This window comes from Streptomyces sp. CBMA152, assembly GCF_014596475.1.
GTDB lineage: Bacteria > Actinomycetota > Actinomycetes > Streptomycetales > Streptomycetaceae > Streptomyces.
This window is the reverse complement of sequence record NZ_MECJ01000011.1, coordinates 348,245-371,252: the sequence shown is the minus strand read 5'-3', so window position 1 is coordinate 371,252 and position 23,008 is coordinate 348,245. Positions and strand designations below refer to the sequence as shown.

Below are 23,008 nucleotides of genomic sequence, written 5' to 3'. Positions count from 1 at the left end.
TACAGTTGTTGGCATGACGAACAGCGCGACGAGCAGTGGCACGGCGAGTAGTGCCGCGACGGGCATTTCCGCAACGAACAGTGCACCGTCCGCACGGCGGTCGTCCGAAGTCACCCGCGCCGCCATCCTCCGCGCCGCGCGCGACCGCTTCGCGGCCCAGGGGTACGAGCGCACCACCATCCGGGCGGTCGCGGCCGACGCCGGGATCGACCCGTCGATGGTGATGCGGTACTTCGGCAGCAAGGAGCAGCTCTTCGACACCGCCCTGACGATCGACCTGCGGCTGCCCGCGCTGTCGGAGGTCGAGCCCGACGCGCTCGCAGAGGTGATGGTCAGGCACTTCCTCGACCGGTGGGAGGGCGACCCGACCGACGACGCGCTCCTCGTGCTGCTGCGCTCGGCCGTGACCAACGAGCGGGCCGCCGAGCGTCTGCACCAGATCCTGGCCACCCAGGTCGGGCCCGCCCTCGCGGCCGCTCTCGGCCCCGACGCGGCGGCCCGGGTCGGCGGCATCGTGGCGGCCCAGCTGCTCGGGGTCGCGCTGGCCCGTTATCTGCTGCGGCTTCCGGCGGTCGTGGTGCTGACGCGCGATCAGATCACCGAGACGCTCACCCCGGCGATCCGGGCCACGCTGGAGGGGGCGCTGAGCCCCGAGGGGCAGGCCTGAACGGCCTTACGCCATACGGAAGTCAGGCGTCCCCGGCCCGAATCGCGTACTTGAAATCCGGCTGAATTACGCACCGTCACGGAGGTGCGAGGTGTCGGCAGGCTGGGCATCACGACTAGCAGGAGCTTTGCGAAAACGGTTCCTCTCCGTGGCTCGCCGATGTCACGGAGAGTAATAAATTCGGGTGCCGTGCGCGTCGCGGCACGACAGTGTCTTGGGGAGAACGGGCAGGCTCTAGTGAGCACAGACGAACTCGCCTTCTCCGTGCGGACTCGCACGGTCGGCGGGACCCTGATCATAGAATTACGCGGAGAGTTGGACATCCTGGCATACCACGAGTGCGCCGCGAGCCTACGAGAGCTCACACCCCGGGACGCCCTTGACGTGGTGCTGGACCTGCGCCCGGTGACCTTTCTGGACGCCAGCGGCATTCGGCTGCTGCTGACCGTGCGGGACGAAGTGGCGCGCCACGGCGGCAGGTTGCGGCTGGTGCGGGCGGTTCCCCGGGTGTGGCAGGTGCTGCGCATCGTCCGCCTCGACTCCGTCTTCACCGCGATCGACGACCTTCCGCCGAGCCTGACGGAGACTGCCGCCGCATAGGTTCATTACCGGCCATGAACACCTGCGTCGCACCGCGATCGACACCATCAACTCACCTGTTCAACAACCTCGTTGAGATACCGCAAGGAGACCTCTTCCGCGTGACGGCGGTGTTCGACGGCCGTGCCCGAGTCGTCGAGTCACCGCCGGTACAGCTCGACGCAGGCGAGGAGCGCCCGGCCCGCCTCGTGTCGGTCGTAACCACACACGGTCGCCCGAAGCGCGCGTGCCTCGTTGGGCGCGATGAATTCCAGGTGGCGTACGCCACGGGGCAGCTCACCCACGCGCCGGGCGACCTTGAAGTCGACATGGAGGAGAGGCGGCCCGACGAGCGTGATGATCAGGAGGGGTTCACCGACGTGTTCACCGGTGAACCCCGCCACGAGGTCAGCCCAGGAGCCGATGAGTTCGTCGGGCCTTGGCCCGGTGGGAACAAATTGTTGGAAGGTAGCACGGTGTCCCGAATGGGTCACGGGATATATGCGCAGGTCAGCACTGCCACAGGAAGGCGGCCCGGACGCAGGGCGCGCAGCTGAAGGCGTACGCCGAGCCGCAACCGCCGAAGTTCATGGCCGTCGTGTGGTCGGGGCCTTCCTCGAACTGCGCGACGAAGTCCATGGGATGCGTGCAAGCCGGGCATGTGGGTGTCTCCGGGTGCTGAAGCCAGTCGGGCTCGCCTCCGAGCTGCCCCAGCACGTTGCTCAGGTCGTTGTCGCCGAGGCCGGCCCATTCCTCGCGCGCGCTGCCGTAGTCGGCGGAGGGGAAGGGAGCCAGGGCCACGGCGTTGACGGCCCCGAGGTGCAGCACGTCCTCGTCCTCACCCGGCTCAAGCTCGGGTGCGGGCAGGGGTTGCAACCCATCGGAGGTGAACAGCAGGGCCTGGTTGCCGCCTGCCGTAGGACTCCACTCCTCGCACATGCCGGGATCGTTCTGGCACATGAATATCGCCATGACACGGTCGGCCGACGTGCCGTCCTGGGTGATCGGGCGGCCCTGGCCGTCCAGCAGGATCTGCGTCAGGAACTGCATCGGCCCGTCGCATTCCGCGCAGCTCGGCCACGCCGTCCCGGCCGGCGCGAGCGGGACTCCGCCTGTGCGTGTGACCAGGGCATCGGCTTCGCCCGGGCCTGCGTATGTCATCAGCGTCGTCATGGAACGAGACCCTACGGCAGGCCACTGACACCGCCCACGTCCCCGGTTCGGTGGGGCAGTGGGTCGGGCAGTGGCCTGCCTCTTGTGCAGCGTTCGTCGGTCCGTGCAGGCGCGCCGGTACTACTCGGGGGAGTCGCAACGGGGCCGCGGCGGCGGGTATGCCATGGGGATTCACCTCCTCACTGTCCTGGTGGGGAGCGTCGCCGACGGCTGTGGCGGCGACGAGTCGATGGGCGTGCGTGCTGACGGTGTGCTGCGCACCGCGTCAGCCTGCGGTCGGCGCCTGGAACACCGGGCGGCGGTCGATCCGGGCGCGGACCGCGTCCGAGCCGAAGTGGTAGTCGATGCGCCGGACCGCCTCGGCCCAGCCCCGCATCGTGCCCGCGTGGGACAGCGCCTCGGTGATGAACGGGTCGGTCCAGCGTGCCACCGCGCGCCGCCACAGCACGTCCGCCGGTTCCTCCAGGAGGCTGCCGACCGTGCCCTCGTAGATGAGCATGGCCCGCACCTGGCCGTCCGGTTCGATCTGGATCGCCTGGAAGTCGAGCCCACGTCGCACCTGGGTGGGGTTCATCTGCAGCTCGACGTTGCTGGTGGTGTCGATGCGCACGGTGGAGGGCGCGAGGGACTGGAGATGCCTGCGGTGCTCGTCGCCCGCGAGCCAGGCGACCTGCTCGTCGGAGAGCAGTTCGTGCTCGACGAATCCGGCCCGGCTGCCGAGCCCGGACGGGATCGCGGCGCCGAAGTCCATCGACCGTAACTCAGGAAAGCGCGGCGCGATGTCCGTGCAGAACTCGTCCAGCCGCGTCGCGTTGCTGCGCACCACGACGCAGTCGATGCCGAACTCGATGGGACGGCGGCCCTGTTCGCGCTGCCTGCGCGCGCCCGCGTCGAGCAGCGTCAGCGCGTTCATGGCCCGCGCGTAGGAGCCGACCCGGCCGCGAATGCGGTCGTGTATCTCGGCGGTCGGCCCGTCGAGGCTCACCACGACCCGGTGGCATACGCGCGCCAGCTCGTCCACCATCCACGGCTGGAACGTCCATCCGCCGGTGTACACGATCACCGAGATGCCCGCCTGCGTCAGCCGGTCCGCGACCTCGAAGATGCCCTTGACCAGCAGCGGTTCACCACCGGCGAGGGTGATCAGCTCCGGTCGCAGGGAGATGATCGCGTCGGCGATCCGGAGCATGTCGTCGTGGCCCACCTGCCGCGAGGGCCGCCTGCCGGACTCCGAGTAGCAGTGCGTGCAGCGCAGCGGACAGGCGTAGGTGATGTCCCAGATGACGGACTGCGGACTGTCGGCGACCTCTATCGCGTGTGCCACGGCATGTTCCCCTCATCCGCCCGGTGCGGCGGTACGTATCCCCCGTACAAGGACCGTGCAAGAACTGGCCACACCAGGCTAGGGGCGCTCAGGAGACCCCGGTATCCCTAACTTTGGGGATGGCGCGGGCCGTTCACGCACTGCCGCTGCGCCGCGGGCGGATCAGGCCACCCCGCCCCTCAGTGCCCCAACAGCCGCATCCCGCCCGTGAGTTCACGCAGACACCGCACCGCCAGCGCGCCCGGGGAGCCGGGGCCCGTGGTCGGGGCGTCCGTCCCGGACCAGGTTTCCAGGGCCACCCGGATCGCGTCGGTCGCCGCTGCCGCCGCGAGCCGTACCTCCAGGGGGTCCGCGTCCGGGCCGGCCAGTCGGGCGAGGACCGGAACCAGGCGCTCCTCGGAGTCCTGGTTCACCCGGTACCACACCGCCCGCAGCGCCGAGTCGGAGGCGCCAGCCCGCAACAGCCCACGGGTGCGGTCCAGTTGCTCGGCGCCCTCCTCGTCCCGGACGGCCAGCGCCTCGGTGACGGCTCGCTCCAGGGTTTCGGCGAGCGGGGCCGCCGGGTCGGCGGTGGCGAGCAGGGACCGCCAGCGTTCGGCGCCGCTGGAGAGCAGCGGGGCGACGGCGTCCTGCTTGGAGCGGAAGTACCGGTAGAAGGTGCGCAGCGCGACCCCCGCCCGCTGGGCGATCGCCTCGGCGGTGGTGCCGTCGGGGCCGTGTTCGGCGAAGAGCTCGGCGGCGGCGCGGGCGATGTCGAGCTGGGTCGCCGCCTTGCGGCGCTCGGTGAGGGAGAGGGGCTGCTGGGTGCTCACCCGGCAAGCTTACGTCCCCCAGCAGCCATGATGCATGAATCGCCATAGTGGCAAAACGTGCCACTTCGGCGTACCGTGCAAGGAGAGTGTTGCTGAGATCGACATATGGAGGAGCAGGACAGATGGACCGTTATGCAGGCCGCCGCGCACTGATCACCGGCGGTGGCTCCGGCATAGGCCAGGCCACCGTGCTGCGGATCCTGGCCGAGGGCGGCCGGGTCGTCGCCGCCGATGTGAGCGAGGCCGGACTCAAGGACACCGTCGAGAAGGCGGGCGCGTACGCGGACCGGCTCACCACGCTCGTCGTCGACATCTCCGACGAGACGTCCGTACGGGCCGGGGTCGTCGCCGCCGTCTCCGCCCTCGGGGGCCTGGACGTGCTGGTCAACGCGGCTGGCATCCTGCGCTCCTCGCACACCCACGAGACGAGCCTGGCCGACTTCAACAAGATCGTCGCGGTCAATCTGACCGGCACCTTCCTGATGATCCGGGAGGCGATTCCGGCCCTGCTCGAAGGCGACGGGCCGGCCGTCGTCAACTTCAGCTCCACCTCGGCCGCGTTCGCCCACCCGTACATGGCCGCCTACGCGGCGAGCAAGGGCGGCATCCAGTCCATGACCCACGCGCTCGCCGCCGAGTACGCCGGGCAGAGCATCCGCTTCACCTCCGTGCAGCCGGGCTCGATCTCGTCCGGGATGACCGACGGCAGCGGTGCAAGCCAGGCCAGCACGGGCCCCGGGCTGCCGCAGGACGCCGATATGTCCCTCTTCATGAAGCTGGCTCCCGCACTCGGCCAGGGCTTCGCGGGCCCCGAGACGGTCGCCGGGGTGGTCGCCATGCTGGGGTCGGCGGACGGCGCGTTCATCACCGGTACGGAGATCCGTATCGACGGCGGTACGCATTACTGACGGCCCCGGCCGTGACGGGTAAAGGGTGTGGCCGGGTGGTCGGATCCGGGTGGCCGCGATATGTCCGATGTGTGAATCGCAGCCCCCTGACCACAGGTTGACGGCCCAATTGGTGGCCCATGAGCTGGTCATGAACCAACAAAGAAAGGCTCGCCAGGTAAAACGTTCGGCAATCGAGCGATAAACGTACTTGTCCTGCGCATGACGCTGCGGGTGGGATCACAGCAGCCGCCGAAGGCGGCAACTCTCCACACAAGGAGCATTCATGCGCAGAGCCCGTTCCCGGACACGCGTCGCCGCCACAGCACTTGGGGCCACCGCCCTGGCGACCGCCGCGGCGTTGACCGCGCCGCTGCCCGGGTCCGCCGTCGCCGCACCTGCCGCGACCCCGCACACCAAGGTTGTCCCGGCGATCGCCGGACACAACCTGGTCCGCGCGGTGGGCACCCCGCTCACGACGGAACAGTGCCAGACCAAGTGGAAGATAGCCTGCTACGGTCCGCTCCAGTACCGCCAGGCGTACAACCTCAACCCGCTGTACCACGCCGGTATCACCGGCAAGGGCCGCACGATCGTGATCGTGGACTCGTTCGGCTCGCCGACGATCCAGCACGACCTGGACGTCTACAGCAAGCAGTTCGGCATCAAGAGCTCCAAGGTCTCCGTGGTCAAGTGGGGCAACGTCCCCAAGTGGGACCCGAAGAACCCCGACATGACCGGCTGGGCCGGCGAGTCCACCCTGGACGTCGAGATGGCGCACGCGATGGCGCCCGACGCGAAGATCGTGCTCGTCGAGACGGCCGTCGCCGAGACCGAGGGCGTCACCGGTCTGCCGGAGATGATGGACGCCGAGAAGGCGATGATCGACCGCGGTGTCGGCGACGTCATCACCCAGAGCTTCGGCGCCACCGAGAACACGTTCCCGGGCTTCGACAAGGGTGACTTCTCCAGCATCCAGAAGCTGCGGTACGCGTTCAAGGACGCCGCCAAGCACGGTGTCACCGTGCTCGCCTCCTCCGGTGACGGCGGCGCCACGGACAACACCGCGGACGGCAAGGGCTACTACACCAAGCCGGTCAACTCCTGGCCGTCGTCCGACCCGTTGGTCACCTCGATCGGCGGCACCCAGCTGCACCTCGACGACCTGGGCAACCGCCTCAAGCCGGAGAGCGTGTACAACGACAACGGCGCGGGCGGCGGCGGCCAGTCGCACGTCTTCAAGCGTCCCGCCTACCAGAACGGCGTGCGTTCGGTGGTCGGCACCCAGCGTGCCACCCCCGACATCTCGATGGCGGCCGCGGTCAACGGCGGCGCGTGGGTGTACTCCAGCTACGACCCGACTGCGGTGGGCTGGGACGTGTCCGGCGGCACCAGCGAGGCGAGCCCGCTGTTCTCCGGCATCGTCGCGCTCGCCGACCAGGCGGCCGGTCACCGCGTCGGCAACATCCAGGACGCGCTGTACGCCCTGTACAAGCACGAGGGCTACAAGCGCTCCAGCGGTCTGGTCGACGTGAACGACGGCACGAACAACAGCTACCAGGGCGTCACCGGCTACACCGCGGTGAACGGCTACGACATGGCGACCGGCATCGGCACCATCGACGCCGCCCGCTTCGTCCCGGCCCTCGTCCGCGCGAGCCGTCACCACTGACGACCCGCACGGTAACGACACCGGTCCCTCCCCGGCCGTTCAGGCCCGGGGAGGGACCGGCTTCGTTTTCCGGGTATCGCCCCGCCCGGATTGGCCGCCGACAGTCTGGCCCCGCTCCCGGTCGACCCGTACGACTGAAAGAGCCTGCGGATGGAACCCGCAGACGTCCATGAGCCACCGCATATCCGTGGCTCACGACGTAGGAGGCACCGTGACGAAGGACCGACCGGCGGACCAGGAACGGGAGCTGGATCTTGGCTCTCTGGACGCCCACTGGCGGGCCGCGAACTACCTGTCCGCAGGCCAGATCTATCTGCTCGGCAACCCGCTGCTGACCGAACCGCTGCGGCCCGAGCACATCAAGCCGCGTCTGCTCGGCCACTGGGGCACCTCACCCGGCCTCAACCTGGTCCACACGCATCTGAACCGGGTGATCAAGGAGCACTCGCTGGACGCCATGTGCGTGTGGGGCCCGGGTCACGGCGGTCCGGCGGTCCTCGCCAACTCCTGGCTGGACGGCTCGTACGCGCGGATCTACCCGGACATCGACCGGGACGCGGCCGGGATGGCGAAGCTGTTCCGGCAGTTCTCCTTCCCCGGCGGCGTGCCCAGCCATGTGGCGCCCGAGACACCCGGCTCGATCCACGAGGGCGGCGAGCTCGGCTACTCGCTCTCCCACGCGTACGGCGCCGCCTTCGACAACCCCGGCCTGCTGGTCGCCTGCGTGATCGGCGACGGCGAGGCCGAGACCGGGCCGCTCGCCGCATCCTGGCACTCCAACAAGTTCCTCGACCCGGTCCACGACGGCGCGGTGCTGCCCATCCTGCATCTCAACGGCTACAAGATCGCCAATCCGACCGTGCTCTCCCGGCTGCCCGAGGCCGAACTCGACGCGCTGCTGACCGGATACGGCCATGAGCCGCTGCACGTCACCGGCTCCGACCCGCTCAAGGTGCATCGGGCGATGGCGCGGGCGATGGACCTGGCCCTGGACCGCATCGCCCGGGCGAAGCAGTCGAGCACCCGCCCCCGCTGGCCGGTGATCGTGCTGCGTACGCCCAAGGGCTGGACCGGACCGGCAGAGGTCGACGGCGAACCCGTCGAGGGGACCTGGCGCTCCCACCAGGTGCCGCTCGCCAACGTGCGCGAAGACCCGGAGCATCTACGGCAGTTGGAGGCCTGGCTGCGTTCCTACCGGCCGCAGGAGCTCTTCGACGCGGACGGCCGCCCCTCGGCCCGGGTCCTGGCTTGCGTCCCGGACGGCGAGCGGCGTCTCGGCGCCAACCCGCACGCCAACGGCGGCGCGCTCACCCGCGATCTGCCCGTCCCGCCCCTGGAGCACTTCGCCGTCCCCGTCGACAAACCCGGCGCCACCCTGCACGAGCCGACCCGGGTACTGGGCGGCCTGCTCGCGCAGATCATGAGCGACACGGCCGACCGGCGCGACTTCCGCGTGGTCGGCCCCGACGAGACGGACTCCAACCGCCTGGGCGCGCTCTTCGAGGTCACCGGCAAGGCATGGCAGGCGCAGATCCTGGAGAGCGACCGCAACCTGGCCCGCGACGGCCGCGTGATGGAGGTCCTGTCCGAACACCTCTGCCAGGGCTGGCTGGAGGGATATCTGCTGACCGGTCGGCACGGTCTGTTCTCCTCGTACGAGGCGTTCGCGCACATCGTGGACTCGATGGTCGGCCAGCACATCAAGTGGCTGCGGACCGCGCGCACGCTGCCCTGGCGCGCCCCCGTCCCCTCCCTCACCTACCTCCTGACCTCGCACGTCTGGCGCCAGGACCACAACGGCTTCTCGCACCAGGACCCCGGCTTCGTCGACCACGTACTCAACAAGAGCCCCGACGTAGTACGGGTGTATCTGCCGCCGGACGCCAACACCCTGCTGTCCGTGGCGGACCATGTGCTGCGCTCCCGCGACTACGTGAACGTCGTCGTCGCGGGCAAACAGCCCAGTTTCGACTGGCTCTCCCTTGCCGAAGCCCGGGTGCACTGCGCGCGTGGCGCGGGCATCTGGGAGTGGGCGGGCACCGAGGACGGCACCCGCGAACCGGACGTCGTGCTCGCCTGCGCCGGGGACATCCCCACCCAGGAAGTCCTCGCGGCGGCCGAACTGCTGCGCCACCATCTGCCGGACCTGGTCGTACGGGTCGTGAACGTCGTCGACATGACGAAGCTGCTGCCCCGCGAGGAACACCCGCACGGAATGGCCGACTTCGAGTACGACGCGCTGTTCACCCGCGACCGGCCGGTGGTCTTCGCCTACCACGGCTACCCATGGCTGATCCACCGCCTCGCGTACCGCCGCACGGGCCACGCCAATCTCCATGTACGCGGCTACAAGGAGTCCGGCACCACGACCACACCCTTCGACATGGTCGTACGCAACGACCTCGACCGGTACCGCCTGGTCATGGACGTCATCGACCGGGTGCCGCGACTGGCCGTACGCGCGGCGGCCGTCCGCCAGAGCATGGCCGACGCCCGCACCCGCCATCACGCCTGGATCCGCGCCCACGGCACCGATCTGCCCGAGATCGCCGACTGGACGTGGAACGGCTGATCCAGCCCATGCCGGGAAGGGAGTAACGCCATGTGTCGCCTGTTCGCTCTGACCAGCGCCCCGCAGCGCACCCGCGCCACGTTCTGGCTGCTGGACGCCCCCGACAGCCTCAGCGACCAGAGCCGTCGCAACCCCGACGGGACCGGTCTCGGTTTCTTCGACGCCGACGGCATCGCGCAGGTGCACAAGGAGCCCATCGCCGCCTTCGAGGACCGTTCCTTCGCCGAAGAGGCCCGCCAGGTCCGCTCCGCCACGTTCCTCGCGCACATCCGGTACGCCTCCACCGGCGGCCTCGACGTCCGCAACACCCACCCCTTCGCGCAGGACGGGCGGCTGTTCGCGCACAACGGGGTCGTCGAGGGGCTGGACCGACTCGACGCCCACCTGGGCCCGGACCGCGCCCTCGCCGTCGGCGACACCGACTCCGAACGCCTCTTCGCCCTGATCACCAGGGAGATCCGGGCGCACCACGGAGACATCGCCGCCGGAATCGAGCACGCGGTCCGCTGGGTCGCCGACCAACTGCCCGTCTACGCCCTCAACTTCATCCTCACCACACCGGATGAGCTGTGGGCGCTGCGCTATCCGGACACGCACGAGCTGTACGTGCTCCAGCGTGCGGCCGGCGGTCACCACGGCACCCGGCACCTGGACCACAGCGGCACCGCCGGGCGGCTGCGCGTCCACTCCGGCGATCTCGCCGAGGCGCCGGCGGTGGTGATCGCCAGCGAGCGGATGGACGACCACCCCGACTGGCGCCTGCTGGAGCCCGGCGAACTGTTCCACACCGGCCCTGGCCTTCACGTGGACCGCCGAACAGTCCTGTCCGACCCACCGGCCCAACGCCTGACCCTGACCGATCTGCGCCCCGAGGCCGCCGCCTCGCAGAAGCCCGCCTGAGCCCGTATGCGTATCTGCCACAGTGGGAGCCATGGACTACGTCGCGCAGTTCCATCGTGAGACCGAGGCACTGGAAGCCGCTGTCAGAAGGGAGCTGGCGACGGGGGGTGAGCAGGCGCCGCTCGTACCGTCGTGTCCCGGCTGGTCGCTGTCGGACCTGGTGATGCATCTGGGCTCGGTGCAGCGGTACGTCATCCGGCTCATCGAGGAACGCGCACTGAGCCAACCCGACAGCACCGACCTCACCTTCCTCCGGTTTCCCGGCGACGCGGAAGGCTGGCCCCACCCCGAACAGGCGCCGAATCGCGGCCGGTTGCCGGTGGGTCTGCTCGACTGGTACGTGGACGGGGCGGCGCGGCTGGAGCGGCTGTTCGCCACCCGTGATCCGCGCGAGCCGGTGTGGACCTGGTCGTCGGAGCAGACCGTCGGCTTCTGGCAGCGGATACAGGCGATCGAGGCGGCCGTGCACCGCTGGGACGCCGAGAACGCGGTGGGAAAGCCCGGCCCCGTCGAAACCCTCCTCGCGGCGGACGCCGTCACCCACACCTTCCGCGTCATGGCCCCGTTCCGGCGGGCCCTGCAGCGGGCGCCGCTCGGATCGGGCGAACGGATGCGGTTCCGGCAGAGCGACGGCGCGGGCATCTGGATCATCCAGTTCGAGGGCGACGAGATCCTGGTCAACGAGGGAACCGCGTGCTGTGACGTCGAGTTGACCGCCACGGCATCGGACCTGATGTTGTTCCTGTGGCAGCGCGTGCCCGCCGACCACCTGGAGGTCCGGGGAGACCGGTCCCTGCTGGACCGCTACTTCACCCTGGTCCCGCCGGTGTAGCAGGCTCAGCGGCGCAATGGGACGGTTCGGGATGATTGAAGAGTGTATTTACCCTGTTTACCTTGTATCCTTATTTCTGTACCTCCCGACCGGACCGGGCATACCCGGCGGAGTCGCAACGCACGCGATAGGGGTGCGGACATGGTTGAACAGGGCGGCCCCGAGAAGAGGGGGCGGTTGAGTCGTCCGCTGGTGCTCGCCGCGGCCGTCTCGCTGGTCGACCGCGACGGGCTGGCGGCGCTCACCATGCGGCGCCTGGCCGCCGACCTGGGCGTGGAGTCGATGGCCATCTACCGGTACTTCCCCGGCAAGGAAGCCCTGGTCGACGGCCTGGTCGAAGCCTTCTTCGCCGAGGTCAACGAGCGGCTGCGGAGCTCGGCCGAGGAGTCCCGGGCCGACCGGGGCACCGAGTCCGTCGACCAGCCCTGGCGCACCGAGCTGCGACGGATCTGCCGCACCTTCGCCGTGGTGGCCCACACCCACCCCGAGATACTGCCCCTGGTGGCCACCCGCCCGCTGAGCGTGCCGGTGGCTCGGCGCCCGGCCCCGGCGCTCCAGCTCACCGAGCACATCCTCGCCGTCCTCGGCCGGGCCGGTTTCGACGACGCCACCGCGTTGCGGATCTACCGCGCCGTGGTGGCCTGGAACCTCGGCTCCCTCCTGGTCGACAAGCGCCAGGTCGTCGACGACCCCGACGAGCCGGACCCGATGCTGCGCCTCGGCCTGCACCGGCTGCCCGCCGCCGAGTACCCGAGGCTGCGCGCGCTCGTCCCGCTCTTCACCGAGTACGACGACGAGCAGGAGATGATCGCGGGCCTCGACGGCCTGCTGAGCAGGATGCCCGAGGCCCCGCTTGACTCGTTCTACGGCGGAAGCGCACGCTGAAGATACGAGGTATACATCGGGCATATCCAGACATCCGAACTACGCGTACGTCAGCGCCCGCGCCGTCGGCATCGCCGATGTGATCGCTGATGTGAGAGTCGGCATCGCCGATGTGGGACCCGAGGGCGCCCGGAAGAGGTCGCCATGTCCACTGATCCGTACGAGCTTCTCCGTGTCCGTGTCACGGCCAAGGACGCCGAGACCCTGCGCACGCTGCTGCGCGAGGCCCGTCCCGACGTCGGAGGCCGTCCCCGCCGGGGCGAGGACGGCAGCTTCAGCATCGACGCCTACGTATCCCCGGACGCAGCCGAAGCCCTCGAACGCGAGGGTGTGGTGGTCACGACGCTGGAGGACGCCGCCGCCACCGGACGCGCACGCCAGGCCGAGGTCGGCGTGGGAGACCGGTTCGCCCCGGCGGACGCGGTCCCGCGCGGACTGGCCCTCAAGGTGAAGGACACCTAGGAGGGACACCATGTCGTATCTCAACATCACCGAGGTCGAGTCCGCCGTGGCCAGTCTCGCCACCGCGTTCCCGGCGCAATGCGAGCTCGTCGACCTGCCCGAGACCTCCGTCGAGGGCCGCGCCTGCCACGCCCTGCGGATCGGCACCGCCCCCGCCGGGACCAAGGACAGCGTCGTACTGATCGGAGGCGTGCACGCCCGCGAATGGGGCAGCTGCGAGATCCTCGTCCATTTGGCGGCCGACCTGCTCGAAGCGTCCAGCACCGGTACGGGCCTCGCCTACGGAGGCACGACCTTCACCTCCGCCCAGGTGGGGACCATCCTCGACAACCTGGATGTCGTCGTCTTCCCGCTCGTCAACCCCGACGGCCGGCACTACAGCCAGACCGTCCAGGCCATGTGGCGCAAGAACCGCGACCCCGCGAACTCGGGCGGCAGACCCGCCTGCGTCGGCGTCGACATCAACCGCAACTACGACTTCCTCTTCGACTTCGCCACCGCCTTCGGCCCGACGGCGGGCCCGCAGGTCTCGGCCGACCCGTGCGACCCCCAGGTGTACGAGGGGCCGAGCGCGTTCTCCGAGCCCGAGACCCGCAATGTCCGCTGGCTCCTCGACACGTACCCGAGGACCCGCTGGTTCGTCGATGTGCACAGCTACTCCGAGGACATCCTCTTCGTCTGGGGCGACGACGAGAACCAGTCGGACGACCCGGACAAGAACTTCCAGAACCCTGCCTACGACGGCAGACGCGGGGTCGCCGGTGACCTGGCCTACGCGGAGTACATCCCGAAGGAGGACGCCGACAACTCGGTCCTGCTCGCGGAGCGGTTCTGCCGGGCGCTGCACGGCGTACGCGGCCGTACGTACACCCCGATGTCCGGCTTCCACCTCTACCCGACCAGCGGGACCAGCGACGACTACGCCTTCTCCCGCCACTTCGTCGACCCCGCGAAGGGCAAGGTCCTCGCCTTCACTGTCGAGTGGGGCAAGAGCTTCCAACCGCCGTGGACGGAGATGGAGCGGATCATCCTGGACGTCGACGCCGGGCTCGTACAGTTCTGCCTGACGGCTCAGGAATAGCCCGCTAGCCCATAGTGCCGATAGCCCGTAGTTGAGGCGCCCACTCGCCGAGTGGGCGCCTCAACTACGGGCTCTACGCTGCCCGGTGGAAGAAGAACGGGTCGATCGACGGCGGCACGCGGGTCACGTTGTCGAGGTCGAGCAACTGGTGGTGCACGAAGTCGGCGTGGCGCTGATACGTCACACCGGCCGGGAAGTTGGCGTTGTCAGGGGTGTTGTTCCCCGAGAACACTCCGTAGAAGTCCTTCCCGATCGACAGCAACCGCATGTAGTCGCCGAGGAACGGCAGGCCCTGGGTGAGGGGTACGTTGGCCGGTGCTTGGTGCAGCACCTGCCGCTGCGCCGGTGTCTGCCAGCTGTCGGCGGTCGTCTCCAGCGCCGTCACCCACTGCGCCTGTGTGAACTGCTGGTAGCTCAGTCCGACCAGGGACTCGGAGTTCACCGCAAGCGCCGGGTTCTTGGCGTTGGTGATGGTGCGTACATCGTCGGACCACGTCTGTCCGTGGTCGGTGGAGTGCCGGACGTGCAGGGTGTAATCGCGCCCGGTGAGCCCGCCCACGCGGTCGCACCAGGCGATGTAGACGCTGCCCGCGTCCGTGGGGTCCACCGCGATGGACAGGTCGCCGCCGAGGCGGTCCTGGCCCATGGAGGCGTTGAACTTCACGAACCGTTTGGTCGCCACCCGCTGGCCGACGATGTTGTCGGCCGCGTCCGTGAGGTCCTGGAAGGGTTTGGCGCCCACACCGCCGTTGTCGTCGCGGGTGACGACGACGTCGAAGGTGACGTTGGGCCCCTGGGTGTTCTGCCAGCTCTCGAACGCCGCGTACACCGTCCCGCCCGAGTGAAGGGCGATCCGGATCGGTGGCCCGTCCTGGCCCGCGGTGCCACGCCGTTCGATCGGAACGGGTGCGAACCCGGCTGGTGCCGGCGCCGTCCGGGCATCGCCCGAGACGTCGACGGTCGCGGTCTTCTCGCTGGGCCCGGTGTTGTTGTTGCCGACGTAGACGCGGTCGTGGCTGGCGCCGTTGACCCCTACGCTGCCGGCCACGACCCAGGGCTGGTCCTCCGCGTCCCGGGAGACGAGGATGTCCATGGGCGCGGTCGAGGCGATGCTCGGTGCGCGCAGGATCTGCATTCTCAAGATGTTGTGCTCGGCGGCCTTGCCGTTGAGGATGCCCGCGTACAGGGCGCCTCCCTCGGACGCGAAGCTGACCGAGATGTCCCCGGTGCCTATGCCGTTGGCGTCGCCGGGAACGATGCTTCTGAGCACCCAGGTGTCCCCGCCGTCGGTCGACACGTAGACCGGGGCGAACGGGCCTCCCATCGGGTCGGGGGTGAACGCGGTCGCGACGATCTCGGTGGGTTTCTCGGGGTTGACCGCGAGGTTGGGCTCAGCGTCCTGGGTCGTTTCGCCGCTCAGGGCGACAGGGGTGATGTTGACGACCTTGAGGGTGGACATACGGGCTCACCTCCTTGCCGCCTGCAGTGCGTCGAGCTTCTGCACCGGCTGGTAGTCATCGGGATGGAGGAGCTGGAACGGCGCCTGTTGGCTGAGGTCGCCGGTCGTGGCGTGCAGGATCCACATCCCCTCCTGTGAGGCCTTGGGCTTCGGCACCTTGTACCAGCGGAAGTCCAGGCTGTTGGGGTAGAGCACGGCGATCTTCCCGGAGGGGACCTCTCCCCGCTCCACGTGTTCCACGTCCAGTTGCGCACGCCACCAGTCGGGGGAGTGCTCGGAGGCCTGGAAGCCGTCCGCCTGCTCCAGGCTCACCACGACGCCGACCACCACGGCGTCCGCGTCATCGGCGTGGGCGGCCATGTCGGCGTCGCGGATGTCGCGCTGGAGCGCGGAGAACGGCATCGCGTTGGCGGTGGTGGCGGCCAGGGCGACGTGTTCCTGGACGGCGTCGGCGGGCAGCCGTCCCACCTCGGTCACGGCCAGGCTCTCGCCGTAGACCATTCCCTGGGTGAAGAACGCGGCCGACTCGCCGAGCGCCGGCGGGTCCACCTCGCTGGACAACTGGACGGTGACCTCGGTACCCGCGAGCCGTTTGAAGGCGTCGGGTGCGTGCAGCACCTGGTCGACCTGGACCACGGCCGTACGGTCGTCGACCGGCACGGCCGTCATGCGCGCGCTGCCGAGCCGGATGACCGTACCGAGAAAACTCAGCGGGGCCTTTCGGATGAGTGCGGTGACATCCTCGGGCATGGCAATCCTCCTCTCGCATCGAGCCCGGCGTCGCTACCGCACGGCGTGTGCGGTGACCGGGTGCGTTCTACGCCATTCGGTCCTCGCGCCGAGCGCGCAGAGGACGGTGACCAGGGCCGTCGCGGCCACGACGAGCCACTCGACGGCTCCGCTGCCGGCGTCGGGATCGGCACCCAGAAGCAGTTCGATCCAGTCCCGCCAGACGAGCGTGACCAGGAACAACGCCCCGAAAACGCTCCCCAGGACGATCTCCAGCCAGAAGCGTGTACGGATGGTTCGGTCAGTGTGGAAGGGCATCTCGCGGCCTCCCTTCGGGGGAGTGCGGTGGCCGCGCCGACGCACCGCCCACGCGGGGCGCCGGCTCGGCGTACGGGGTCGGGGCTCGTATCCACGCCCGCACCGCTGTCCGCGTCCACTCAGCGAGGCGCGGCAGCGAACGAGCGGGAACCCGACGTCTCCGACGTATACCTACGAGGCACACATACTTCGTATACCAGTCTCCGCGCGGCAAAGACCCGGGTCAAGTGCCAGGTGGTGGTCAGCCGCGCCGGTACTCGGCGATCTCGGCGGGGACGGCGCCGAGCCACCACGCGGGATCGGCGGTGCCGTCGGTGGTGCGGCCGTCGCGGTGGACGTAGTGGCGCACATCGCGGCCGGGTTCGGTGAACTCGCCGTTCAGGGCGCGTTCGATCCACTCGGCGCCGAAGCGGAAGACCTCGGCCGCCACACCGCCCAGCGGGTGGAACTCGTCCTCGTACACCCGCATCTCCTTGGGTGCCCCGATGCGCTCATAGCTGGCCAAGGCCTGTTCCAGCCGGGTGAGTTCGTCGAACTCGCCGATGCCGTACAGGACCGGGCAGGTGATGTCGCGGACCAGGTCGCCCAGCGGCATACGGGCGACCAACTCGCGGTCGAACGCCTCCTCGTCGGTGTATCCGGCCATGTACATGTAGTTGTTCTTGAAGCTGGGCTGGGCGTGCTCGAAGATGGTCCGGAAGTCACCGGTGACGGCCTCGAAGGCGGCCAGCGCGGCGAGCCGGCGGTCGGTGGCGGCGGCGCGCGAGCCCCAGTAGCCGCTCATGCTGATGCCGAACATGCCGATCCGCGCCGGGTCGACCTCGGGCAGTGATGCCAGGTGGTCGATGTAGCGGCTGATCGCGCGCTCGTAGTTGGTGAGGTCGACGACCAGGCCGTTCGCCCGGGTCTCGCCCTGGCCCGGGCCCTCTATGGAGAGGGCGACCATCCCGCGCGAGGTGTAGTAGCGCTCGGCGGCGTGGAGATAGTCCTCCTTGATCATGTCCATTCCCGGCCCGAGGATGACCGCCGGAGCGTTCTGTACGGGCCCGGCGGGCAGGTGCAGCAGGCCGAAGATCTGCTGTCCCTCGAAGTCGAGGACCACCCGGCGGACCCGGTTCTCGCGCAGCGCCCCGATGCGCTCGACGCAGTGGTCGGCGTGCGTACGGAACGCGGCCTTGCGGGGGTCGGCGGCGTCGAAGACCGAGTACTGGGCGCGGCCCCACATCACGGCGGCGCGCACATAGAGATCGGCGGCGGTCTGGGCGAAGCCGCCCTTTTCGTGGTGGCGGGCACGCTCCTCGGCCTGCCCGGCGACGGTGGCCCACGCCTTGGGCAGCATCGCCCCGCTCCTGACCAGGGCGAAGACCTTGTCGAAGTCGGTGTGGTCATGGCCCAGCTGCTCCAGCGTGCCCTTGGCCTCGGGGTGCAGGGCGTCGAAACCGCCCTGGGCGAGGGCGATGTCCAGGGCCCAGCTCTGGCCCGTCGAACGGATGGTCATGGTGGATGTCCTCTCGGGGTGTGCGGTGCGCACGGGGGGCGGTGATTGCTAAGTACTTAACTAATAAGTACTTAGAATAGAGTGGCTGTCAACTCGCCCCGATTGGCACTCAGGAGTCCCGCACATGCCCAAGCAGCCGTCCGAACCGTCCGAACCGTCCGGCCCCGCCCGCGACCAGGCACTCGACCACCTCGCCCGTGCCGCCTATAGCCTCAGCGCCGCCGACTCACGGCTGCGCGGCCGGGCCACCCGTACGGCGGGCGCGCTCTCCCTCACCCATGCCCGCGCCCTGCGCGTCCTGGCCGAGGAGGGCCCCCTGTCGATCGGCCGCCTCGCCGCCAGTACGGAAACCACCGGCGCCGCAACCACCCAACTGGTCAACGGCCTCGTCGCGGCCGGTTATGTCACGCGTGAACGCCCCGCCGAGGACAAGCGCTCCGTCCTGGTCGCCCTCACCGAGGACGGCCGCCGCCGCCACGACGAACGGCAGACCGCGCTCGCCCGGTCCCTGCACACAGCCCTCGCCGACCACGACACGCAAGCGCTGGACGCGGCCACCGACGTACTGCGCCAACTGGCCTCGATCTACGACGAGTTGTGACGCGGGTGGATGTGGCTCACCCGGTGGTCGAGGGGGGCGTCAGTCGATGAACGGCCCGTTCACGAAAGCCAGTTGGGCGAAGCGTTCGCCCATGCGGTGGTGGGTGGCGGTGTCCGGGTGGAGGCCGTCGGGCAGCGGGAGTTCGGTGGCGTCGGCCTCGCCGTAGAGGGCGCGGCCGTCGAGGTAGTGCAGGTTCGGGTCGTCCGCCGACCGCTGCTCCACGATCCGGGACAGCTCGTCGCGGATGATGTTCAGGGTCAGCTTTCCGCTCGCGCGCTCCGCCGGATCGCCCGTCGCCGCGAACCGGAGTTGTCCGGTGCCGAGGGTGGTGACGTCGAAGGTGCTGGGGCCGGGGGTGTCCTCGTGGATGGGGCACAGGACGGGCGAGACGACCAGCAGTGGTGCGGTGGGGTGGCCTTCGCGGATGGTGTCGAGGAAGCCGTGGACAGCGGGGCCGAAGGCGCGCAGCCGCATCAGGTCGGTGTTGACCAGGTTGAGACCGATCTTCACGCTGATCAGGTCGGCGGGGGTGTCCCGCAGCGCGCGGGCGGTGAACGGGTCGAGCAGCGCGCTGCCCCCGAAGCCCAGGTTGATCGGCTCCACGCCGCCGAGGGAGGCGGCGAGCGCGGGCCAGGTGGTGGTGGGGCTGGCCGCGTCGGAGCCGTGGCTGATCGAACTGCCGTGATGGAGCCACACTTTGCGGCCCCGGTCCGGTACGGGCTCGACGGGGGCGTCGGTGCGCAGGGCGACGAGCTCGGTGGTCTCGTTGTGCGGCAGCCAGATCTCGACGTCCTTGACGTGGTCGGGGAGGCCGGTGAAGCGCAGGGTGCCGGGCGGACCGGGGCGGTTCTCGACACTCCCGGTGGTCATGTCGATGGTCAGGGTGTTTCCGCCGGTCACATGGTCCTGGCCCGCCAACTCGCCGTCGACGAGCAGGTCGTACACACCGTCCGGGCGGGGCGGGGCACCCACGTAGACCCGCTTGGTGGGTACGGTGTCCAGTTCCACAGTGGTCGCCCGGGTCCTGAAGACCAGCCGTACGCCGGAGGGTTGGGATTCCGCCATGGCCAGCTGTGCGTCGGTGCACTGGGCGCGGGCCCGGGCGGGCAGGCGGTGGGGGAGCAGCCCGTTGGCGGTGCGTTCCAGGTCGAGGGCGCCGCGCAGGATGTCCTCGGTGATGGGCGTGGTGATCAAGGCGGGCATGGTCTCGGCCTGTTCATCAGAGGTGCGGACTGGGGGATCGGACTGGCTTCGTGTGTGCCTTCGTACGGTGGGATCGGCCCTGCGGTCAGGGTGTGGGCCAGTTGCGCAGCAGGGCGTCGAGGGCGTCCAGGATCCGCGTCCAGGTCTGCTGGGTGTCGGGGGCGCTGTGGCTGAACCCGCCGCCCAGCTCCAGGCTGACGTAGCCGTGGAAGACGCTGCCCAGCATCCGGACCGCGTGCGTCTGGTCCGGCTCCGTCAGGTCGTAGCCGCGCAGGATCGCCCGTGTCATCTGTGAGTGCCGCATGCCCGCGCTGGCGGCGGCTGCCTCTGGGGTCAGCCTGAGCTGGGACGCGGCGTAGCGGCCCGGGTGCTCGCGGGCGTAATCGCGGTAGACGTTCGCGAGGGCGGTGAGGGCGTCCTTGCCGGCCCGGCCGGCCAGTGCGTCGGAGGCGCGGTCGGCCATCTCCTCCAGGGCCAGCAGGGCGATCCTGGTCTTGAGGTCCTGGGAGTTCTTCACATGCGAGTACAGGCTCGCGACCTTGACGTCGAACCGTCTGGCCAGCGCCGAGACGGTCACCTGGTCGAACCCGACCTCGTCGGCCAGCTCCGCCCCCGCCCGGGTCAGTCGTTCCGTGGTCAGTCCTACCCGTGCCATAACCATCCTCTCGTTCGCCAGAATCTATTATGCGTTTGCCTAAAGCTTTTAGGCGCAAACTAGCGTGAGCTTTATGAAGCAACTGACCGAGCAAGAGATCCGTACCGCGTTCGTGAACTGCACCAAGGGCGAGGCGAAGCGTCTGTCCGTCCCGCGTGACCTGGCCGACCGGCCCTGGGACGACCTGGACTACCTCGGCTGGCGCGACCCGCAGGCCCCCGATCGCGCGTACCTCGTCATCGAGTCCGCCGACGGCCGCCCGCAGGCCCTCGCGCTGCGCTGCCCGAGCCCGGCCGCCGCACAGATGCGCCGCAGCATGTGCTCGATGTGCCTGACCACCCACAGTGGCGGCGTCTGCCTGATGGTCGCGCCGAAGGCGGGCAAGGCCGGGCAGCAGGGCAACTCGGTCGGCGCCTACATATGCAGCGACCTGGCCTGTTCGTTGTACGTACGGGGAAAGAAGGACGCGGGCGTCGGCGGACGTCTCCAGGAGTCGCTGACGCCGGAGGAGAAGATCCAGCGGACCGTCGCGAACGTCGCGGCGTTCATCGCCAAGGTGACGGCGACCGTGTGACGCCGAGGACCGATACGGCCACGGTGCCGATCAGTCCATCGGGTTCGGACGCGCGAGCCCCAGGTCGTACGCGAAGATCACGGCCTGTACGCGATCGCGCGCGCCGATCTTCGCCAGGACGCGGCCCACATGCGTCTTGACGGTGGACTCCGACAGGACGAGCCGCGCGGCGATCTCGCCGTTGCTCCAGCCCTGCCCGATGGCCACCAGGATCTCGCGCTCGCGGTCGGTGAGGGAGCGAAGGCGCGGGTCGCTGTGGGGCTCGGGGTTCGGTGTGTGACGCGGCAGGTGGTGGGCGTAGGTGTCGAGGAGGCGCCGGGTGAGGGCGGGGGCGATGACCGCGTCGCCGACGGCCACGGCACGGATGCCGGACAGCAGTTCCTCCGGCCGCGCGTCCTTGAGCAGGAAACCGCTGGCCCCGGCGCGCAGCGCGGCATGCGCGTACTCGTCCAGGTCGAACGTCGTGAGGACCAGGACATGGGAGCGCCCGCCCGAGGCGATGATGCGGCGGGTGGCCTCGATGCCGTCCATGCCCGGCATCCGTACGTCCATGAGGACCACGTCGGGGCGCAGCTCCGCAGCCTTGCGCACGGCCTCGGCGCCGTGCGCGGCCTCGCCGACCACGTCGGTGTCCGGGACGCTCTCCAGGAGCATGCGGAAACCGAAGCGTTGCAGCGGCTGATCGTCCACGAGGAGCACGGTGGTCATGGAGTACCGCCTTCTGCTGCGGGGAGCGGTGCGAGATCCAGGGTCGCCTGTACGGTCCAGCCCGCGCCGGGACCGGGTCCCGCCACGACGCTGCCGCCGTAGAGCGCCGCCCGTTCGCGCATGCCCACCAGACCGTGCCCTTCCTCGTGCGGTGAACCGGCCCGCGCCGACCCGCCGGGCGGCCCGGTGTCCTGGACCCGGATGCGCAGCCGCGTGCCCTCCTTGGTCACCGCGAGGCGGACCCGGGTGTCGGCGCCGGCGTGCTTGAGGCTGTTGGTCAGTGCCTCCTGGACGATCCGGTAGACCGTCAACTGCACGCCGCTGTCGAGGACTTCCACATCGCCGCCGGTGCGGTACGCGATGTCCGGTCCGGCCGCGCGGATACGGTTGCACAGGGCGTCGATGTCGCCGATGCCCGGCTGGGGGCGGAACGCGGGCGCGTCGGCCTCCTCGCGCAGGACGCCGAGCATACGGCGCAGCTCGCCCAGCGCCTGGCGGCCGGTTTCGCCGATGAGCTGGAGTGCTTCCTTGCTGCGGTCGGGGGCGATGTCCGAGGCGTACGTACCCGCGTCGGCGAGGGTGACCATGACGGCGAGGTTGTGGCCGACGATGTCGTGCATCTCGCGGGCCACCCGGGTGCGTTCGGTGGCCGTGGCCAGCCTGCTGCGCTGGTCGCGTTCGATCTCAAGGCGTGCCGCGCGCTCGCGCAGACCGGCGAGCTGGGCCCGTCGGATCCGTACCGCGAGTCCTACGGCGACGGCCGCGATCGCGGTGCTGAAGAGGAAGAACAGCGCGTCCCAGACGGACACCACCGAGGAGACGCCCACGGCGACCAGCGCGAGGCCACCCGCCATGGCGGCGCAGGCCCAGGGCAGCCGCCGCAGTTCCCCGTGGAGGGTCAGGCTGTACAGCGCCACGAGCAGGGCGACATCGGCGCGCAGCGCCACCCCGAGGGACCACTGGAGGAGGAAGACGGCCGCGATGACGGCGAACGCCACGGAGGGCTTGCGGCGCCGCCACAGCAGCGGCAGCACCAGTCCCACCTGGAGCGCGAGCATCCCGGCGACGGGCGGGCGGGTGAACCTCAGGGCGATGTCGTGACGGTCGTGGTCACCGTCCCTCAGATCCGGCAGACAGAACATCAGGAAGATCACCACCACGACGGCCGTGTCCAGCACCCACGGACGCGCGCGGTCCGCCTGCCGCAGCCGCTGGCCGACCTGGGCCAGCCGGGCGACCAGGGGGCTCATTCCGGCGGTGTCGTCGCTGGTCACGGTCACGTTCGTGGTCATCGTCCCGGGTATCACCTGTCCATGAGGCACATCAGAGGGCTGGGCGCAGGGGCCCGGCGCATCGGTGCGGCACCCGGGCGAGCCGGGTGCCGCACCGACAGCGGAGGATACGCGCCGTACCTGAG

General features: G+C 69.7%; 24 protein-coding genes. 12 read left to right on the top strand and 12 right to left on the bottom strand.

From position 1 onward, the window contains the following. The first annotated feature begins 13 nt into the window (after nucleotides 1-13). On the top strand, nucleotides 14-667 hold the full coding sequence (locus tag BG418_RS11515; protein ID WP_188273656.1) for a TetR family transcriptional regulator: 654 nt from the start codon (nucleotides 14-16) through the stop codon (nucleotides 665-667). Between the two features lie 159 nt (nucleotides 668-826). Then, a complete protein-coding gene (locus BG418_RS11510) occupies nucleotides 827-1,267 on the top strand; it encodes an STAS domain-containing protein (RefSeq protein ID WP_223184647.1) in 441 nt (146 codons plus the stop codon). Between the two features lie 140 nt (nucleotides 1,268-1,407). Here the strand turns inward: BG418_RS11510 and BG418_RS11505 are convergent, their stop codons facing one another. The 4 genes from BG418_RS11505 to BG418_RS11490 form a co-directional block, all read right to left on the bottom strand. Further along, nucleotides 1,408-1,650, bottom strand: coding sequence for a hypothetical protein (locus BG418_RS11505; RefSeq protein WP_223184646.1), 243 nt, complete (start codon nucleotides 1,648-1,650; stop codon nucleotides 1,408-1,410). A gap of 106 nt (nucleotides 1,651-1,756) precedes the next feature. Further along, the gene (locus BG418_RS11500) at nucleotides 1,757-2,419 is read right to left on the bottom strand and encodes a hypothetical protein (protein ID WP_188273654.1); all 663 of its coding nucleotides are present in this window, start codon (nucleotides 2,417-2,419) and stop codon (nucleotides 1,757-1,759) included. A gap of 265 nt (nucleotides 2,420-2,684) precedes the next feature. Beyond that, complete coding sequence (locus tag BG418_RS11495) at nucleotides 2,685-3,743, bottom strand: radical SAM protein (protein WP_317453614.1); 1,059 nt, start codon at nucleotides 3,741-3,743, stop codon at nucleotides 2,685-2,687. 179 nt (nucleotides 3,744-3,922) lie between these two features. Continuing rightward, nucleotides 3,923-4,555: a TetR family transcriptional regulator gene (locus BG418_RS11490; protein WP_188273653.1), complete on the bottom strand. Its 633-nt coding sequence runs from the start codon at nucleotides 4,553-4,555 to the stop codon at nucleotides 3,923-3,925. A gap of 122 nt (nucleotides 4,556-4,677) precedes the next feature. On the opposite strand from BG418_RS11490, the gene BG418_RS11485 reads away from it, so the two are divergent. From BG418_RS11485 to BG418_RS11450, 8 genes are all read left to right on the top strand, one after another. Beyond that, the gene (locus tag BG418_RS11485) at nucleotides 4,678-5,463 is read left to right on the top strand and encodes an SDR family NAD(P)-dependent oxidoreductase (RefSeq protein ID WP_188273652.1); all 786 of its coding nucleotides are present in this window, start codon (nucleotides 4,678-4,680) and stop codon (nucleotides 5,461-5,463) included. A gap of 265 nt (nucleotides 5,464-5,728) precedes the next feature. Then, entirely contained in the window at nucleotides 5,729-7,114 is a 1,386-nt protein-coding gene (locus tag BG418_RS11480; protein ID WP_188273651.1) for a S8 family serine peptidase, read from the top strand. 169 nt (nucleotides 7,115-7,283) lie between these two features. Beyond that, nucleotides 7,284-9,686: a phosphoketolase family protein gene (locus BG418_RS11475; protein ID WP_188273650.1), complete on the top strand. Its 2,403-nt coding sequence runs from the start codon at nucleotides 7,284-7,286 to the stop codon at nucleotides 9,684-9,686. A gap of 30 nt (nucleotides 9,687-9,716) precedes the next feature. After that, nucleotides 9,717-10,586 (top strand): class II glutamine amidotransferase, encoded by an 870-nt coding sequence (locus tag BG418_RS11470; protein WP_188273649.1) that lies wholly within the window; start codon nucleotides 9,717-9,719, stop codon nucleotides 10,584-10,586. 31 nt (nucleotides 10,587-10,617) lie between these two features. Continuing rightward, nucleotides 10,618-11,418, top strand: a complete 801-nt coding sequence (locus tag BG418_RS11465; RefSeq protein WP_188273648.1) for a maleylpyruvate isomerase family mycothiol-dependent enzyme — start codon at nucleotides 10,618-10,620, stop codon at nucleotides 11,416-11,418. Nucleotides 11,419-11,595: 177 nt separating this feature from the next. Continuing rightward, on the top strand, nucleotides 11,596-12,303 hold the full coding sequence (locus BG418_RS11460; RefSeq protein ID WP_188273647.1) for a TetR/AcrR family transcriptional regulator: 708 nt from the start codon (nucleotides 11,596-11,598) through the stop codon (nucleotides 12,301-12,303). Between the two features lie 144 nt (nucleotides 12,304-12,447). After that, nucleotides 12,448-12,765, top strand: a complete 318-nt coding sequence (locus BG418_RS11455) for a hypothetical protein (protein ID WP_188273646.1) — start codon at nucleotides 12,448-12,450, stop codon at nucleotides 12,763-12,765. 10 nt (nucleotides 12,766-12,775) lie between these two features. Further along, complete coding sequence (locus BG418_RS11450; RefSeq protein ID WP_188273645.1) at nucleotides 12,776-13,846, top strand: M14 family metallopeptidase; 1,071 nt, start codon at nucleotides 12,776-12,778, stop codon at nucleotides 13,844-13,846. Nucleotides 13,847-13,919: 73 nt separating this feature from the next. On the opposite strand, the gene BG418_RS11445 is transcribed toward BG418_RS11450, so the two are convergent. From BG418_RS11445 to BG418_RS11430, 4 genes are all read right to left on the bottom strand, one after another. Beyond that, nucleotides 13,920-15,305, bottom strand: coding sequence for a hypothetical protein (locus BG418_RS11445; RefSeq protein ID WP_188273644.1), 1,386 nt, complete (start codon nucleotides 15,303-15,305; stop codon nucleotides 13,920-13,922). A gap of 6 nt (nucleotides 15,306-15,311) precedes the next feature. Next, nucleotides 15,312-16,055: a hypothetical protein gene (locus BG418_RS11440; RefSeq protein ID WP_188273643.1), complete on the bottom strand. Its 744-nt coding sequence runs from the start codon at nucleotides 16,053-16,055 to the stop codon at nucleotides 15,312-15,314. A 33-nt stretch (nucleotides 16,056-16,088) separates the two neighbouring features. Beyond that, entirely contained in the window at nucleotides 16,089-16,352 is a 264-nt protein-coding gene (locus BG418_RS11435) for an ABC transporter permease (RefSeq protein WP_188273642.1), read from the bottom strand. 241 nt (nucleotides 16,353-16,593) lie between these two features. Beyond that, entirely contained in the window at nucleotides 16,594-17,850 is a 1,257-nt protein-coding gene (locus BG418_RS11430; protein WP_188273641.1) for an alpha/beta hydrolase, read from the bottom strand. A gap of 124 nt (nucleotides 17,851-17,974) precedes the next feature. On the opposite strand from BG418_RS11430, the gene BG418_RS11425 reads away from it, so the two are divergent. Next, on the top strand, nucleotides 17,975-18,451 hold the full coding sequence (locus tag BG418_RS11425) for a MarR family winged helix-turn-helix transcriptional regulator (protein WP_188273640.1): 477 nt from the start codon (nucleotides 17,975-17,977) through the stop codon (nucleotides 18,449-18,451). A gap of 39 nt (nucleotides 18,452-18,490) precedes the next feature. On the opposite strand, the gene BG418_RS11420 is transcribed toward BG418_RS11425, so the two are convergent. Both BG418_RS11420 and BG418_RS11415 read right to left on the bottom strand, forming a co-directional pair. Beyond that, entirely contained in the window at nucleotides 18,491-19,654 is a 1,164-nt protein-coding gene (locus BG418_RS11420) for a GDSL-type esterase/lipase family protein (RefSeq protein WP_188273639.1), read from the bottom strand. An 85-nt stretch (nucleotides 19,655-19,739) separates the two neighbouring features. Then, the gene (locus tag BG418_RS11415; RefSeq protein ID WP_188273638.1) at nucleotides 19,740-20,309 is read right to left on the bottom strand and encodes a TetR/AcrR family transcriptional regulator; all 570 of its coding nucleotides are present in this window, start codon (nucleotides 20,307-20,309) and stop codon (nucleotides 19,740-19,742) included. A 73-nt stretch (nucleotides 20,310-20,382) separates the two neighbouring features. Between BG418_RS11415 and BG418_RS11410 the strand changes: the two genes are divergently transcribed. After that, entirely contained in the window at nucleotides 20,383-20,883 is a 501-nt protein-coding gene (locus BG418_RS11410) for an FBP domain-containing protein (RefSeq protein WP_188273637.1), read from the top strand. 30 nt (nucleotides 20,884-20,913) lie between these two features. On the opposite strand, the gene BG418_RS11405 is transcribed toward BG418_RS11410, so the two are convergent. Both BG418_RS11405 and BG418_RS11400 read right to left on the bottom strand, forming a co-directional pair. Then, a complete protein-coding gene (locus tag BG418_RS11405; RefSeq protein WP_188273636.1) occupies nucleotides 20,914-21,591 on the bottom strand; it encodes a response regulator transcription factor in 678 nt (225 codons plus the stop codon). Then, on the bottom strand, nucleotides 21,588-22,883 hold the full coding sequence (locus BG418_RS11400) for a sensor histidine kinase (protein WP_188273635.1): 1,296 nt from the start codon (nucleotides 22,881-22,883) through the stop codon (nucleotides 21,588-21,590). The genes BG418_RS11405 and BG418_RS11400 overlap by 4 nt, the downstream gene beginning before the upstream one ends. Nucleotides 22,884-23,008: the final 125 nt, after the last annotated feature.